The following is a 13156-nucleotide window of genomic DNA, read 5'->3' as shown; positions in this document are numbered from 1 at the left end:
GCGCGTGGCACCGTCGCGGCTGCTGCGCCATTCGCCGCCCAAACGGTAGGCTTTCCGTGTGATCTTCAAGCGCATCGGCAATGGGCGGCCGTACCCGGATCACGGCCGGACGAGCACCCGACAGTGGGCTGACGTCGCCCCGCGTCCGGTGCGGCTCGACCAGCTGGTGACCACCAAGGGCCAACTCGACCTCGAAACCCTGCTGGCCGAGGACTCGACCTTCTACGGGGACCTCTTCGCCCACGTGGTGAAGTGGCACGGCGACCTCTACCTGGAGGACGGGCTGCACCGGGCCGTACGGGCCGCGCTGCAGCAGCGCCAGGTGCTGCACGCCCGCGTCCTCGAAATGGAGTGACGGGCCGCCGGCACCGGGCTCGTCCCATCCACCGCAGGCTTCCCGACCGCCCCCTCGCCACCCCGGCGGAGGGCGGTCCACGTGTGCCCGGTACCCCCTTTCGGGTACCGGGGTACTCCAGATGATGATCGTTTAGTACCTTCGCAGCTGTACGGCACTACGCTGCTGACTACGGCCGCGACCAGGGAATCCGCCCGCACCGGGAGATGCCCCTACCCGGCCGACCGTCATCCCGACCCCGCCCCGGTACAAGGGGGAGACAAACCATGAGCATGTTGACTCCCCAAGGCCTCAAGGGGAAGCAGTACCGCATCACCGGCAACTCCTACCCGCGGCTTGGCCGGCCCCCGAAGAAGAGCCGCAAGGTGATCGCCGCACTCGCCGGTCTGCTCGCCCTGGCCCTGATCGCCCTCGGCGGCCTGCAGCTGTACGACATCTTCACGGGCAGGAACAAGAACTCCTCCGCCCAGGCCTGCGCGACCGCGTCCGGCAAGCCGCTGGCCGCCCCCACGCCGGGCGCCACCCCGGGCGCCCCCGCCGCCTCCGGCGCGCCCGCCGCCGCCCAGGGCGACCCGCACGCCGTCCCGCAGCCCGCCACGGTCACCGTGAACATCTACAACGCCACCACCAAGGCCGGTCTGGCCGGGCGGACCGCCGAGGAGTTCAAGAAGCGCGGCTTCACCATCGGCAAGGTCGGCAACGCCCCGGCCGAGCTGGACAAGAAGGTGCCCGGCACCGCCCAGGTGATCGCCGGCCCGACCGGCGCCGGAGCCGGCACCCTGGTCGGCTCGCAGATCGCCGGAGCCACCGTCACCGCCGACGCCCGCACCGACACCAGCGTGGACTTCGTGATCGGCGACAGCTACAACGCCCTGCTGGACGAGACCCAGGCGGCCGCCGCCCTCGCCCTGGCCACCAAGCCCTCCCCCACCCCGACCGCGAACGGCAGTTGCTGACACCCGGTACGAACGGCACGAACGGAAGGGCCCTCCGGCAGCACGCCGGAGGGCCCTCGTCGTTCTGTTCCTGCTGTTCCTGAGGGGCTCAGCCCGCGGTGCCGTACAGCCGGTCGCCCGCGTCGCCGAGGCCGGGGACGATGTAGCCGTTCTCGTTGAGCCGCTCGTCCAGTGCGGCGGTGACCACGGTGACCGGCAGGTCCGCCAGCTCCCGCTGCATCAGCTCGACGCCCTCGGGGGCGGCCAGCAGCACCACGGCGGTGACGTCGGTGGCGCCGCGCTCGATCAGCATCTTGATCGCGGCGACCAGGGTGCCGCCGGTGGCCAGCATCGGGTCGAGCACGTAGACCTGGCGGCCGGAGAGGTCGTCCGGCATCCGGGTGGCGTAGGTGGAGGCCTCCAGGGTCTCCTCGTTACGCACCATGCCGAGGAAGCCCACCTCGGCGGTCGGCAGCAGGCGGGTCATCCCGTCCAGCATGCCCAGACCGGCCCGCAGGATCGGCACCACCAGCGGGCGCGGGTAGCTGAGCCGGGTGCCGTGGGTGACCGCCACGGGCGTGGTGATCTCCACCTCGTCGGTGCGGACGTCCCGGGTGGCCTCGTAGGCGAGGAGGGTCACCAGCTCGTCGGTCAGGCGACGGAAGGTCGGCGAGTCGGTGCGCTCGTCGCGCAGGGTGGAGAGCTTGTGGGCGACCAGGGGGTGGTCGACGACGTGGAGACGCATGTACCGAGGTTAGCCCGGGTCTGGACGCCTGTACGACACGCCGTGCCCGGCCGGGGCATCGGACCTGGTGACGGGCCGGGTGACGAGCCGGCTGACGGACCGGGCGACGGGCCGGGTCACCCCGCCGTGACACGCCGTGACGCAGGGCGAATGTCCGGACGGATGCGTCTGCTGTGGTATCAACCGGGCCGTTCTGGGAATGTCACGTCTTATGACGAGCAACCCGAAGGCCGGGGACGGCTCGGCGGGCGAGCCCGTCGGCGGGGCGGGTCCGAGCCCGGGCCCGCCGCACGACCCTCCGGAGACCGAGGCGGAGCGCCGCAAGCGGCGGGCCGTCTTCCTGCGCGAGCTCACCGAGGCGCGCGAACTGCGGGAGCGGGTCCAGCCCCGGCGGACCAAGGAACGGCGGATGCGCGAGGCCATGCGGATGCGAACTTTCCGGATCTGACGGGCCTCCGGGCGGGGTCCGCGGCGAGGTCCACGGCGCGCTCCACGGCTGGCCCCACGGCTGGCCCCACGGCAGGCCGCGATCGGCCCCGGCGGGCGTTCGGAGCAAATTTCGACCGGCTTCGGACCGCCCCGGCGCGACTCCGCCCTCCGCGGCCCGGCCCTTCCGACACGACCTGCAAAGACGCGCTGCCGAACACCCCCCGCAAGGGCGGGCTTTCTGTCACGATTCCGAGGGGACGGTCCGAACAAGCGGGCCGCCTCTGGCGCGGGGGCGGCCAGTTTTCCGCGTTGCCCGAGCGCGCCGACAGCCGAGACCGATGATCTTGGGAGTGTCCCTGGTGGCGTACTTCGCTGCAGTGCTTGCTCGCTCCGAGGACGGGTGGGATGTGAGCGAGACCGAGCTCGACACCGTCGAATCCCTGGCCGATCTGGCCGACCTGGCCCGCGACTCCACGCAGGACGACGACAGCGTCCTGATCTTCATCGAACAGGAGGACTCCTGGTTCGCCATCGTCCGCGTGGACGGTGAGGACGACCCGCGGATCTTCGTGTCGGACGGCGCCGCCGCCGCCCGCAGCTCCTACGGCTCCGTCCTCACCGACGAACTGGTCGACCAGGCCGGCGAGAGCGAGTTCGGCGACCTGGACCACCTGCTGGACGAGGACGAGGAGACCCAGGACCTGGACGACGAGGACGCCGAGCCGCACGGCGGCGTCCCGGTCGGCCCGCTGGGCGACGCCCACCTGCTCACCGAGTTCGGCCTGGCCTCCGACGAGCTGCTCTCCCTCAGCGGCGAGGGCGCGGTGCCGGGCGACGCACTGGAGCAGATCGCCGAGGCCCTGGGCTGCGGTGAGGTCCTGGAGGCCGTCCGGTAGCGGCCGGATACCCGACACTGGATGCCATGCAGCCCGCATCCACCGCGCAGCCCGTCCCGTACGTCCCCCCGTTGCCCGCCCCCGTCCGCCCCGACCCGGTCCGCGACCGCTGGTCGGCGCCGATGCGCCTCGCCATGGCCGAGGCCGCCCTGGCGCCGGCCACCGGGGACGTCCCGGTCGGGGCGCTCGTCCTGGGCCCGGACGGCGAGGTGATCGGACGCGGCCACAACGAGCGCGAGGCGGTCGGCGACCCGACGGCGCACGCCGAGGTGGTCGCGATCCGGCAGGCAGCCGCCAAGATCGGAGAATGGCGGCTCTCCGGCTGCACCCTGGTCGTCACCCTGGAGCCGTGCACGATGTGCGCCGGCGCCATCGTGCTCTCGCGGATCGACCGGGTGGTCTACGGCGCCCTCGACGAGAAGGCCGGCGCGGCCGGCTCGCTCTTCGACGTGATGCGCGACCGCCGGCTCAACCACCGCCCCGAGGTGATCTGGGGCGTCCTCGCCGAGGAGTGCGGCGAGCAGCTGCGGGCGTTCTTCGACACCCACCGCTGAACCCCCTCCCGGCCGAACACCCTCCCGGCGCCCGCCGACAGCCCTCCGAGAAGGATTTCGTCCCCGAGCCACCCGTCCGGTAGAGTTCCCCTCGGTAGCGTGTCCGAGCGGCCAAAGGAGCACGCCTCGAAAGCGTGTGTGGGGGCAACTCCACCGTGGGTTCGAATCCCACCGCTACCGCCACTGAGCAGGAAAAACGAAGGGCACCCCCGAAATTTCGGGGGTGCCCTTCGTCGTGCCGGTCTCAGTTTTGGTCTCAGTTCACCCGCTAGGCGGCCTGCTCCGTGCCGTCGGGGTCGCCCTGCTCGCCGTCGGTGGACTCCTTGGCCACCTCCCAGATGAGGCCGCCGATCTGCATCGCCACGTCCCGGCGGATCCGGGCCGTCACGTGCTGGTACCGCTCCGCCATGGCAGAGCTGGACCACCCCATGATCGCCATCACGGTCCGCGGGGGCACGCCGAGCAGGAGCAGGATCGTCCCGGCGGTGTGACGAGCGTCATGAAGGCGCCCGTCCCGGATGCCGGCGGCCACGAGCAGCTCCTTCCACCGGTCCCAGTCAGTCCGGGGGATGAGCGGGTGTCCGGTCTCCGAGGCGAACACCCATCCGCCCTCCACCCACTCCTGACGAGCGGCCAGGCGCTCCCGGTCCTGCTCCTCCTTGTGGAGCCTGAGCAGCTTCACCAGCTGGTCCGGCAGGCCGATCAGCCGCTTGCCCGCCTTCGACTTCGTGAGCGCGGCGTCCGCGTTCGTCTGGACCCTCTCCGGGCACCGGCCGGCGTGCTTGCGACCGCACGGGTCCGAACAGCCGTGCTTGTACTTCGGTCGCTGTCGGGCCTGCCGGACGCGCAAGGTGCCCGTCTCTAGGTCGACATCGCGCCACTGGAGTCCGAGCGCTTCACCCTGCCGCAGGCCGAGCGCCAACGCGATCGCCCACCGGCCGCTGTTCCGGTTCTTCCCCGCCTCCAAGAGGAGTGCCTGAACCTCCTCCACCTCGTACGGCTCGACCTCCTCTTCCTCCACCTTGGGTGCGATGGCCAGCGAGGCGACGTTGCGGGTGAGGTGCCCGCGCCGGATCGCCTGATTGAGCGCCGTCCGGATGGTGCGGTGCGCCTGGTGGGCGGTGGCAGGCTTGCTGCCGTTGGCCTGCATCTTCTTGTAGAGCCGCTCCAGGTGCTCCGGCTCCAGCTTCTCCAGCCGGTGGGCACCGACCCCGGGGATCAGGTGGACGTTCACAGCCACCCGGTACCCGGCGAGCGTGTTCGGCCGGACGTGCAGCGCGGCGATGTTCTCCACCCAGTGGGTGAGCCAGGCCGCGACGGTCCACTTCTTCCCGGCCTTCGGGACGTTGCCGTCGTCCCGCTTCCTCTCCAGTTCCCGAACCTTCTTGGTCACCTCCGCCCGGGTCTTCCCCCGGACGTGCCGGCGGTCCGGCGTGCCGTCGTCCTTGACACCGACGGTCACGCGGCCGTGCCACTTGCCGTCCTTGTCCTGGTAGATGCTGGATGCTCCGTTCGGCTGACGGGTCGCCAAGGGTGCTGCCTCCTCAGGCTGCGATAGGGGTGGTGGTCTTCCGCATGCGGTTGCGGGCGAACTCAACGACGGCTTCGGCCGGCACACGGCGGGCCCGGCCGATCGGGATGGTCTCGATCTCGCCGTCGCGGATCAGGGCGTACATGGTGGTGCGGCCGATGCTGAGCCGGCGGGCAGCCTCTTCGACCTTGAGGGCGACAAGGGTGCGGTCGTGGTCGGGGATGTCCTCGGGGGCGGTGGTGGTCATGGCGGCTACTCCTTGGCGAGGGGAGCGGGTGGCGGGGTCCGGGCGCGCTGTCCTAGGTGCGGATTTCTGCGTCATTGCGTCATCAGCGTCATGCGGCCCTCTGACCTGGGGCTTTGCATGACGCACCGCCCGTGGCCTGCGTCATGGGTGCGTCATGGGCTGCGTCATCGCATGACGCACATGACGCAGGATGACGCAGCGTCCGTCGTCTGCGTCATGGCCGTCAGAGCAGGTCAGGGGCTGTTTTCCCTCCCGCATGACGCACATGACGCAGAGTCTCCCTACTTAGGAAAAAGGAGGGGTGTCTGTAGCAGTAGGAGTCACCCAAGGGCGAAGTTAGGAGCCGCTTCGCGGCGCGACCTCGGGCGGCTTCGCCGAACTGCAAGAGGAGCACCCGGGCGGGCAGGCGGGTGCTCCTCTTGCTTGTTCGAACGGTGGTCAGGTCACCTGAAGCTGTTCGTGCGGGGACGGGGCGGGTCGGGCCATTTCGAGGTAGCGGCCTTCGAAGGTGCGGCCGGTGTCGATGAGGACGCCTCGGGCCGCGAGCGTTGGCTGAAGGCGCTTGAGGCGGTCGGAGAGGACTTTGCCGGTGGTCGGCCACCCCTTGGGCAGGGAGCGGAGTTCGTCGCCGCTGTAGATGCGGCTCAGGTGGCTCAGCCACTGGGTGGACGTCATGCGCTGCGCGGTGCCGGGCTCGATGGTCTCGGCGTGCTTGAGGACGGTTTGCGCGAGGAGATCGCCCTCGATGACGTCGTCGTTGAGGTCGTCCAGGCTGGCCCGGTAGGCGGCCAGCGCCCCGAGGTTGGTCGCCGCGTCGAGCTGCGCGCACAGGTGGGCGAAGTCGGCCATCCGCAGATCGGTGGGCGTCTCCGCCTCGGCGGCGCGGACCGTGACCGTGAGGTCGAGCAGGGACCCGAGGACGACGGGCAGCACCTCGGCGTACTCGGCCCACAGTTCTGCCTCGGTGCGGCGGACGCGGGGCCGCTCCAGCCGCAACGGGAGGAGGCGTTCGGCGAGGTCGGGCCGGATGACGCCGACGTCGATGCCGGTCAGGAGCAGGGGCCGGCGGTAGGCGGAGCGGTGGACGTCCCCGTCGGTGAACAGGGCGCGCTTGACGCTCTCGGCGCCGGTGACGATGCAGCACATGGCGTCGGACAGGTCCGGGGTCATGTGGGAGAGGTTGTCCAGGGCGGTGACCCATCCGGCCGCGACGGCGGCGATCAGGTTCTCCTCGTCCTTCGGGGCCCGGCGCAGGTCACCGCTCATGCCCTCGATGATGCGCACGAGCATTCGGCCGCCGGTGGACTTGCCCGCGCCTTGGGGGCCGGTGAGGAACGGGGCGGGGACGGGCACACCCGGGGAGAGACAGCCGATCAGCCACGCGAGGGCCAGACACTCGGTGGCGGCGTTGGCGAAGTTCGTCAGCCGCAGCAGCAGGTCGACGCCCTTGCCGTCGGTGTCCTTGACGGGCAGCGGCAGTTCTCCGGTGAGCTGGGTTCGCCGCCAGCAGACCTCACGCGGGTCGGGGACGGTGATGTCCCAGCCGGTGGGGTGGATGCGCACGGACTTGCCGTCGGCGCGCCCGAGGTCGAGCCACGTCGCCCCGTCGAACCCGGGGGCGACGCGGATGTGGACGGGCTGCACCTCCTCGGACAGGGCGAGTGCTTCGATCAAGTCCAGTGCCTCCTTGAGGGCGGTTCCGTTGAAGGCGCCGACGCCGTCCAGGTACAGGCCGACCATGAGTTCCTGGCGGTGGCTGCCGGTCGTGCCCTGGGAGCGGATCGGCCGGGCCACGGGGTGGCCGGTCTTCTGGGCGTACACGGTGCCGTCGGCGGTCCGGAAGTACCGGAAGTGGGTCTGCGCGTAGTCGGCGATGATCTCGCGGGCGGGAGTCTTCTCGTCCTCGGCCACGGCTACATCCCCAACCTGGTCAGGGCGTTGGTCCACGCGTCGGCGCAGTGCCTCGGCGACTCGCCCCGGGCCTGCGCGGCGACGAACAGCCGCTCCGTGTGGGCCTGGGTGAGGCAGCCGCACCGGCCGTGCGTGGACAGCACCGCGAGGAACGCCCCGAACACGGTGGCGTGCACCGCGCTGGACGCTTCGGCGATCCGCTGCTCGGCCATGGCGATACCCCGGGCCAGATACGACGGGGTGCGGTGGGGGCACGCACCGGCCCGGGGCGGGACGGGCACGGCAACGGCCGCCGGCCGGACCGGGGCGGGCTTCTTCACGACCAGGGCTCGAACGACGTCCGGCAGGGCCGCCATGGTGCCGGTGCCGGGGCCGAGCCACCGGGCGTACGCCATGGTCGATTTGATGTCCACGCCGGGCCGCACGCGGTTGGCGGAGGACATGGCGCCCCGGTAGAGCCAGTGTTCACCCCGCGTGGTGCACACGGTCCGGGTGGCGGGCAGGGCCCCGCGCGCCCACGTGATGGCGTCGGCGTTGTCGAGGTCGACGACGGTCAGGCCGGCGCCGCCGGGGTGGTAGGCGACCGCCGCCGCATCCCGCCACGCCCGCGCCCAAGCCGGGGAGCTGATGACGTCGGGGTCGGTGGTGGCGGCGGCCCAGCCGTGGCACGGCAGCGTGCAGCTGCAGGGGCCGGGGGTCTTCATGTTCGGCCGTCCGCCGCACGCGTTGTCCACGCAGCGCGGGCAGTTGCCGAACGGCACCTTCCCGGCTCGCAACGGCAGCACGGGCACTCCGCTGGCTGCCAAGGAGAGAGCGGTGGGCAGGTGTTCTCCCCGGATGTGGGTCTGGTGGGTCATGCTGGGGGTTCTCCTCGTCTCGATGGGCGGGGGAACCGGAGCGGCCGGGGTTCCTGGCCGGGATGGCCGGCCGCTCCGGGCGAAGTCAGTCCTGGTCAGGGCCGCACATGCAGTCGGCGGGGTCGGCGCCCTGGCCGATCCGGCAGGCGCAGTGGATGAGCCCGATCGGGGTCTCGATCGGCTCGCCACCGCCGCAGTGGTCGCACTCGCCGGGCTGCCAGTCCCCGAGGCTGTCGGTGTCGTACTCGTCCGGGTCGTAGTCGTCGTACACGCGCGTGGCCTTTCGTCAGGTGCCGATGGCGACGGTGATGAGGTGGTGGGCGAGCTGGGGCGGGACGGCGTTGCCGATCTGCTGGCCGATGTCGCGGCCGGACCAGGGGTGGTCGGCGGGGAAGGACTGCAAGCGCCCGGCTTCGGCCCAGGTGAACCGGTCCTCGGTGCCGTCGTCGGAGACGACGCGGGTGCGGGAGACCTTGCCGGTGACGGTGGCGGACGGCTCGCCGGAGGTGCGCCGTCCTCGGGCCTTGGGGTCGCCGCCGGTGCCGTAGTTGGAGACGACCGTGAAGGGGCCGCGTTCGGGCAGGACGTCTCCCATGGCCGTCCACGGCGACAGCGCCGGGTCGCCGGCGGTGCGGGGGGTGCCCTTGGTGTAGGGCCGGTGGGTGGGCACGGGCAGGGCGGCGGTGCCGGTGCTGCGGGCGATGAGGACGGCGCGTTTGCGGGTCTGCGGGACGCCGTACTGCTCGGCCCGCACGGTGCCCGCCACGGCGCTGTAGCCCTCGGCGCGCAGGATCGCGGCGTAGGTGTTCCAGACGGGCAGGACGGCCGGGACCTGCTCCAACACGATCGCCTCGAACGGGCGTCCGGCGTCGAGGGCGTCCAACGCCCAGCGCAGCGGTTCCAGGACGAGTCGGATCAGGTCGTCCACGGGGTTGTGGCCGTGGCGGGCGACGGTCTGTCGCTCGGCGAGCCGGTGGGCGTGGGCGACGATGTCGGCCAGGGCCCGGCGGCCGGCGCCGGTGCCCGCCGCACTGAACGGCTGGCACGGCGGCCCGCCGAGCAACAGGTCGGCGTCGGGGAAGTCGCCGGGCCCGTAGCGGCGTACGTCCGCCTCGATGGTGGTGAGCCCGGCCGCGCGGCGGGTGGCGCACGCGTCCGGGCTCCACTCGATCCCGGTCACGTGGATGCCGAGCGCGCGGGCGGGCAGGTCGCGGCCGCCGACGCCGGCGAACAGGTCCACGCCCTGCCACCGAGGGACGGTGGGGATGTCAGGCCGCACGCCGCACCCGCCCCTTCGGGAACTGGTGGACGGTGGCGAGGTGGGCGGGCTGCTCGGCGGTCGGGGCTGGGGCGCCCTCGCCGCCGTCCGGCGGTGCGCTCTCCAGCTCGGCGGTGCGGTTGGCGCGTTCGGCTGCGGACTCGGCGAGGACCTGCAGCACGGCTGCGGAGTCGGTGCGGGCGCCGCGCTGGCTGATGAGGACGGCGGCGCCGAGCAGGGCGCCGGGGCCGAACAGGACGGCGGCGGTGATGGCGTCGGTGGTGGTGCTCACGTGGTTCCTCCGGTGCGGGCGGCGTGGGCGAGGAGATCGACCAGGTCGGTGCCGAGCAACGCGGCGCGCTGCTCGATCGCGGTCCAGGACTGGGGGTCGATGTGCATGAGCGCGGCGAGGGCTGCGGCCGGTTCGTGGTTGGCGGCGGCGGTGAGGGCTTCGCGCAGGTGGACGGCGGCGAGCGGCCGGATCGCGGCGGGCGTGGTCATGGCGGGCCGCTGGTCAGTGGCTGCTGATGGCGGAGACGACAGCGGCGAGCAGGTTGTTGACGGGCCCGGCCAGGCCGGTGGAGGCGGCGGTGAGGCCGGACAGCCAGACGACGAGGGCGGTGCCGGCGCCGACGCGCTTGGTCCATACGAGGGTGATGGTGATCAGGCCGGTGACAGCGGCGACGGAGAGGGTCACGTTCATGCGGGTTCTCCCGGGCTGAGTGGTGGGCGGGCGGGGTCTGCGGGGTGGGGCTAGTTGGTGCCGGCGGTCCAGGTGCGGTGGGCGACGTTGTAGAGGTGGCGGCCCACCCGGATGCGCTTGCCGACGCCCCGGCAGCGGCGGCAGTGCTTGCCGCGCTTGGGCTTGCCGCGCCGGTCGTTGGTGAGCCGGAAGCCGAGTCCGTCGCACTTGCGGCAGTCGCCGAACGGGCTCGCGGCACACAACGCTGCGTAACAGAGCGCGGCGAACATGGCGGCGGCCAGCGAGGCGAGTATCAGGGGGGTCATGGGTGCCTCCGGGGGCGGTTTCCGGGGCTCTAGCGGCGGGTTCGCTAGCCGCTAGGCCCCTGATCAGGGCATGTTCGGTTCGCTAGCGGGGTCGCTAGGTCTAGCGAGGGTGCTTGCTAGGCCTAGCGACCGTTTCGGGGCCCGCCGGGGCTATCCGGCGTCGCGCTTCTTGTCGCGCTCGGTGATGGCCTTGGTGATGTGGTCGCGTTCGACGCCGCGCCGGTTGGCGCCCTTGCCGGTGTCGGTGGTGCCCCAGACCTGGCCGGTGGTGATGCCGTAGGGCTTGAGCGCGGTGGCGATCTGGTCGGCCTTCGCGCGGCCTTCCAGTTCGCCCCACGGGCCGTAGGCGTCGGCGCGGAGTTCGGCGAGGCGGGCGGCGATCGTCTCCGACCAGAGCTTCGGTTCGTCCGGTCCCATGACGGCGAGGATGTCGGCGAGCAGGTCGAAGCGCGGCGCGGTCGCGGGGGCGGTGTCGGTGCCGCCGGCGGCGTGGCCGGTCAGCAGCCCGGCGCTCTCGCGGGCCTCCCGGCCGCGCTGGGCGATCGCCTCGGCGGCGGGGGCGTCCACGAACACCGAGCGAATGATCTGCGCGTCGGCGCCCTCACCGCCGATGTAGTAGGCGATGCCCCGGTCGGATCGGGTGAACGTGGTGGCCCGCACGCCGCGCCGGTAGGCGGAGGTGCCCAGGACCATGTCGTTCTCCGTCTGTCCCATGACCTTCAGACACAGCCGCAGGATCGCGTTCGCGCTGATGCCCGTGGGCAGGGACTTGGCGTCGGGGCGCTGGGTGGCCAGCAGCAGCACGATCCCCGTGGCGGGGCCGCGCTTCACCAGATCGGTGCAGATCTCCTCGAACTCGGCCCCATACTTGGGGTTTTCGAACCAGACCTGGCACTCGTCCGCCCCGACGACGATCGGGTGCAACCGCAAGCTCTTGTTGTCGGCGAGCTTGCTGGTCACCTTCGACTCCGGGCACACGTCCCGGGGCAGGGACCGGATCACCTTGGTGCGCCGCCGCAGCTCGGCGCGCAGCTCCCGCAGGTCGGCGATCGCGTACTCGATGTCCTCGTCGTCGTCACCGGCCCGGTGGCGGTAGCTCACCTTCTCGCCGACCGGGTCGAGGTCACCGGTGCCCTTGAGATCGTAGGTGTGCAGCTCGGCCCGGGGGTCGAGTGCGGCGATCAGCAGCAGCAGACGGAGCAGGAACGTCTTGCCCATGCGCGGGACGGCGCCGATCACGCCCGCGATGAACATCAGGGTGACGTTCACCCAGGCACCGCGCTGGTCGGTGGCGAACGCGACCGGGTCGAACAGGTCGACCGTGCCCTTTCGGGCGAGCGGCCACGCGGGCTGCTTGGCCGTGGCCATGTCCTGGTCCCCGACCCACAGCACCATCCGGCCGGGGTGCTCACCCGGGGCCTGCTCCGGCCACACGGTCCCGAGCGGGCGGCGCAGGCCCGAGGCGAGCTGACCGCGCTTGCCCATCACGTCCGCGACCTCGACGCCGTGCGGCAGCTCGACGTCCGCCCGCCACCCCGGGCCGTCGCGCATGATCGGCGCCGGGAACGTGATGCCAGACCCCTTGGACTTGGCGGAGGTGATCCCGCCGATGCCCAGCGACTCCAGCGCGCGCACCACCATGTCCGAGGTCAGCTTGGGCGCCTTGGCCTTGACCACCGCCCGGCCGATCAGCGGTTCGTCCGCTGGCGCCCCGGCGACACCCAACGCGAGCACCACGGCGGAGGCCAGCGCCATCAGGGTGGCGGTGCTGGTCAGCACCCACAACACCACCACCGCCGTGAGGCCGAAAACGCTGCCGAGCAGGGTGATCAGGGAGCGCAGCCGGACCCGGTTGTCGCGCTGGCGGGTGAGCTTCAGGTACAGCTCGGCGTCCTCGCGCCGGGCGGCCGCCGCGCGGAGCGGCTGCCCCTCGGCGTCGGAGGTCCACCGGCCGAGGAAGGTCAGGGCCCGGGCGGTGCCGCGCGGGGCACGCCCGGCGAGGCGGGCGGCGTAGAGCGGGGTGCGGATCGCGTGGTAGGCCGCCGTGTGTCCCATCCGCCCGGCGGTGTAGGCGAGTTGGGTCTTCAGCTCGGCCTTGGACAGCAGCCACGCCGGGAGGATCGGGCGGCGGGTGCCCTCCGGCACCGGCAGCGGCACCGTGACGGGCTGGTCGACGTAGACGGACGGGCCGTCGTCGTCCCCGTCGCTGCCGTCGTCCAGGGCTGTCGCGGTGGGGCGGCGTTCGGCGCGGGCCTTGTCGAGGTCGACCACGCCGTCCTCGGCCATCTCCGCCGCCAGGCGGGCGAACAGCTCGTTCTCGGCGTCGTCGCCGGGGGTGTGGTGGTTCACTGGGGCTTCCTTCCTCACTGCGCTTGTGGTGCGGAAAGGGGCCCCGGGACGGCCGGACGCTGCCAGGCTGGGCGGCCGTCC

At 72.1% G+C, this 13156-nt stretch carries 17 protein-coding genes and 1 tRNA gene; 6 read left to right on the top strand and 12 right to left on the bottom strand.

Features of this window, described 5'->3' with window-relative positions; genetic code table 11:
- The first annotated feature begins 58 nt into the window (after nucleotides 1-58).
- Together ACZ52J_RS26870 and ACZ52J_RS26865 are read left to right on the top strand one after the other, a co-directional pair.
- Complete coding sequence (locus ACZ52J_RS26870; RefSeq protein ID WP_030061387.1) at nucleotides 59-355, top strand: type II toxin-antitoxin system VapB family antitoxin; 297 nt, start codon at nucleotides 59-61, stop codon at nucleotides 353-355.
- A 266-nt stretch (nucleotides 356-621) separates the two neighbouring features.
- A complete protein-coding gene (locus ACZ52J_RS26865) occupies nucleotides 622-1311 on the top strand; it encodes a LytR C-terminal domain-containing protein (protein ID WP_360496454.1) in 690 nt (229 codons plus the stop codon).
- 88 nt (nucleotides 1312-1399) lie between these two features.
- On the opposite strand, the gene upp is transcribed toward ACZ52J_RS26865, so the two are convergent.
- Nucleotides 1400-2035 (bottom strand): uracil phosphoribosyltransferase, encoded by a 636-nt coding sequence (gene upp, locus ACZ52J_RS26860; RefSeq protein ID WP_360496457.1) that lies wholly within the window; start codon nucleotides 2033-2035, stop codon nucleotides 1400-1402.
- Nucleotides 2036-2246: 211 nt separating this feature from the next.
- Here upp and ACZ52J_RS26855 point away from each other — a divergent pair, with 211 nt between their 5' ends.
- From ACZ52J_RS26855 to ACZ52J_RS26840, 4 genes are all read left to right on the top strand, one after another.
- Nucleotides 2247-2483 carry a hypothetical protein gene (locus ACZ52J_RS26855; protein ID WP_360496460.1) on the top strand — a complete coding sequence of 79 codons (237 nt, stop codon included), beginning with the start codon at nucleotides 2247-2249 and terminating at the stop codon, nucleotides 2481-2483.
- 319 nt (nucleotides 2484-2802) lie between these two features.
- A complete protein-coding gene (locus ACZ52J_RS26850; protein WP_360496463.1) occupies nucleotides 2803-3360 on the top strand; it encodes a tRNA adenosine deaminase-associated protein in 558 nt (185 codons plus the stop codon).
- 26 nt (nucleotides 3361-3386) lie between these two features.
- Nucleotides 3387-3914: a tRNA adenosine(34) deaminase TadA gene (tadA, locus tag ACZ52J_RS26845; protein WP_396287917.1), complete on the top strand. Its 528-nt coding sequence runs from the start codon at nucleotides 3387-3389 to the stop codon at nucleotides 3912-3914.
- 93 nt (nucleotides 3915-4007) lie between these two features.
- Nucleotides 4008-4097: transfer RNA gene (locus ACZ52J_RS26840), tRNA-Ser, on the top strand.
- Nucleotides 4098-4182: 85 nt separating this feature from the next.
- Here ACZ52J_RS26840 and ACZ52J_RS26835 read toward each other — a convergent pair.
- The 11 genes from ACZ52J_RS26835 to ACZ52J_RS26785 form a co-directional block, all read right to left on the bottom strand.
- The gene (locus ACZ52J_RS26835; protein WP_465622356.1) at nucleotides 4183-5445 is read right to left on the bottom strand and encodes a tyrosine-type recombinase/integrase; all 1263 of its coding nucleotides are present in this window, start codon (nucleotides 5443-5445) and stop codon (nucleotides 4183-4185) included.
- 13 nt (nucleotides 5446-5458) lie between these two features.
- Nucleotides 5459-5692: a helix-turn-helix domain-containing protein gene (locus ACZ52J_RS26830; RefSeq protein WP_465622355.1), complete on the bottom strand. Its 234-nt coding sequence runs from the start codon at nucleotides 5690-5692 to the stop codon at nucleotides 5459-5461.
- A 438-nt stretch (nucleotides 5693-6130) separates the two neighbouring features.
- Nucleotides 6131-7603 carry an ATP-binding protein gene (locus ACZ52J_RS26825; protein ID WP_465622353.1) on the bottom strand — a complete coding sequence of 491 codons (1473 nt, stop codon included), beginning with the start codon at nucleotides 7601-7603 and terminating at the stop codon, nucleotides 6131-6133.
- A 2-nt stretch (nucleotides 7604-7605) separates the two neighbouring features.
- Complete coding sequence (locus ACZ52J_RS26820) at nucleotides 7606-8460, bottom strand: bifunctional DNA primase/polymerase (RefSeq protein ID WP_465622351.1); 855 nt, start codon at nucleotides 8458-8460, stop codon at nucleotides 7606-7608.
- An 85-nt stretch (nucleotides 8461-8545) separates the two neighbouring features.
- A complete protein-coding gene (locus tag ACZ52J_RS26815; RefSeq protein WP_465622349.1) occupies nucleotides 8546-8731 on the bottom strand; it encodes a hypothetical protein in 186 nt (61 codons plus the stop codon).
- Nucleotides 8732-8746: 15 nt separating this feature from the next.
- Nucleotides 8747-9739, bottom strand: coding sequence for a DNA cytosine methyltransferase (locus tag ACZ52J_RS26810; protein ID WP_465622348.1), 993 nt, complete (start codon nucleotides 9737-9739; stop codon nucleotides 8747-8749).
- On the bottom strand, nucleotides 9729-10010 hold the full coding sequence (locus tag ACZ52J_RS26805) for a hypothetical protein (protein WP_465622346.1): 282 nt from the start codon (nucleotides 10008-10010) through the stop codon (nucleotides 9729-9731). Before ACZ52J_RS26805 ends, ACZ52J_RS26810 begins: the two co-directional genes overlap by 11 nt.
- On the bottom strand, nucleotides 10007-10219 hold the full coding sequence (locus ACZ52J_RS26800) for a hypothetical protein (RefSeq protein ID WP_465622345.1): 213 nt from the start codon (nucleotides 10217-10219) through the stop codon (nucleotides 10007-10009). The genes ACZ52J_RS26805 and ACZ52J_RS26800 overlap by 4 nt, the downstream gene beginning before the upstream one ends.
- A gap of 13 nt (nucleotides 10220-10232) precedes the next feature.
- Entirely contained in the window at nucleotides 10233-10421 is a 189-nt protein-coding gene (locus tag ACZ52J_RS26795; protein WP_465622343.1) for a hypothetical protein, read from the bottom strand.
- Nucleotides 10422-10471: 50 nt separating this feature from the next.
- Nucleotides 10472-10726 (bottom strand): hypothetical protein, encoded by a 255-nt coding sequence (locus ACZ52J_RS26790; protein WP_465622341.1) that lies wholly within the window; start codon nucleotides 10724-10726, stop codon nucleotides 10472-10474.
- 150 nt (nucleotides 10727-10876) lie between these two features.
- Nucleotides 10877-13075, bottom strand: coding sequence for a cell division protein FtsK (locus tag ACZ52J_RS26785; RefSeq protein ID WP_465622339.1), 2199 nt, complete (start codon nucleotides 13073-13075; stop codon nucleotides 10877-10879).
- Between the last annotated feature and the right edge of the window lie 81 nt (nucleotides 13076-13156).

The sequence above is a fragment of the Kitasatospora sp. NPDC034035 genome, from assembly GCF_055575755.1.
Note: the sequence above shows the minus strand (reverse complement) of the source record. Positions and strands in the feature narration are given on the sequence as shown.

Excerpts from the sequence above, each read along its gene's own strand:
- ACZ52J_RS26865 (WP_360496454.1), top strand. The coding sequence starts at position 622 with ATGAGCATGTTGACTCCCCAAGGCCTCAAGGGGAAGCAGTACCGCATC.
- ACZ52J_RS26830 (WP_465622355.1), bottom strand. The coding sequence starts at position 5,692 with ATGACCACCACCGCCCCCGAGGACATCCCCGACCACGACCGCACCCTT.
- ACZ52J_RS26855 (WP_360496460.1), top strand. The coding sequence starts at position 2,247 with ATGACGAGCAACCCGAAGGCCGGGGACGGCTCGGCGGGCGAGCCCGTC.
- ACZ52J_RS26850 (WP_360496463.1), top strand. The coding sequence starts at position 2,803 with ATGATCTTGGGAGTGTCCCTGGTGGCGTACTTCGCTGCAGTGCTTGCT.
- tadA (WP_396287917.1), top strand. The coding sequence starts at position 3,387 with ATGCAGCCCGCATCCACCGCGCAGCCCGTCCCGTACGTCCCCCCGTTG.
- ACZ52J_RS26795 (WP_465622343.1), bottom strand. The coding sequence starts at position 10,421 with ATGAACGTGACCCTCTCCGTCGCCGCTGTCACCGGCCTGATCACCATC.
- upp (WP_360496457.1), bottom strand. The coding sequence starts at position 2,035 with ATGCGTCTCCACGTCGTCGACCACCCCCTGGTCGCCCACAAGCTCTCC.
- ACZ52J_RS26790 (WP_465622341.1), bottom strand. The coding sequence starts at position 10,726 with ATGACCCCCCTGATACTCGCCTCGCTGGCCGCCGCCATGTTCGCCGCG.
- ACZ52J_RS26800 (WP_465622345.1), bottom strand. The coding sequence starts at position 10,219 with ATGACCACGCCCGCCGCGATCCGGCCGCTCGCCGCCGTCCACCTGCGC.
- ACZ52J_RS26820 (WP_465622351.1), bottom strand. The coding sequence starts at position 8,460 with ATGACCCACCAGACCCACATCCGGGGAGAACACCTGCCCACCGCTCTC.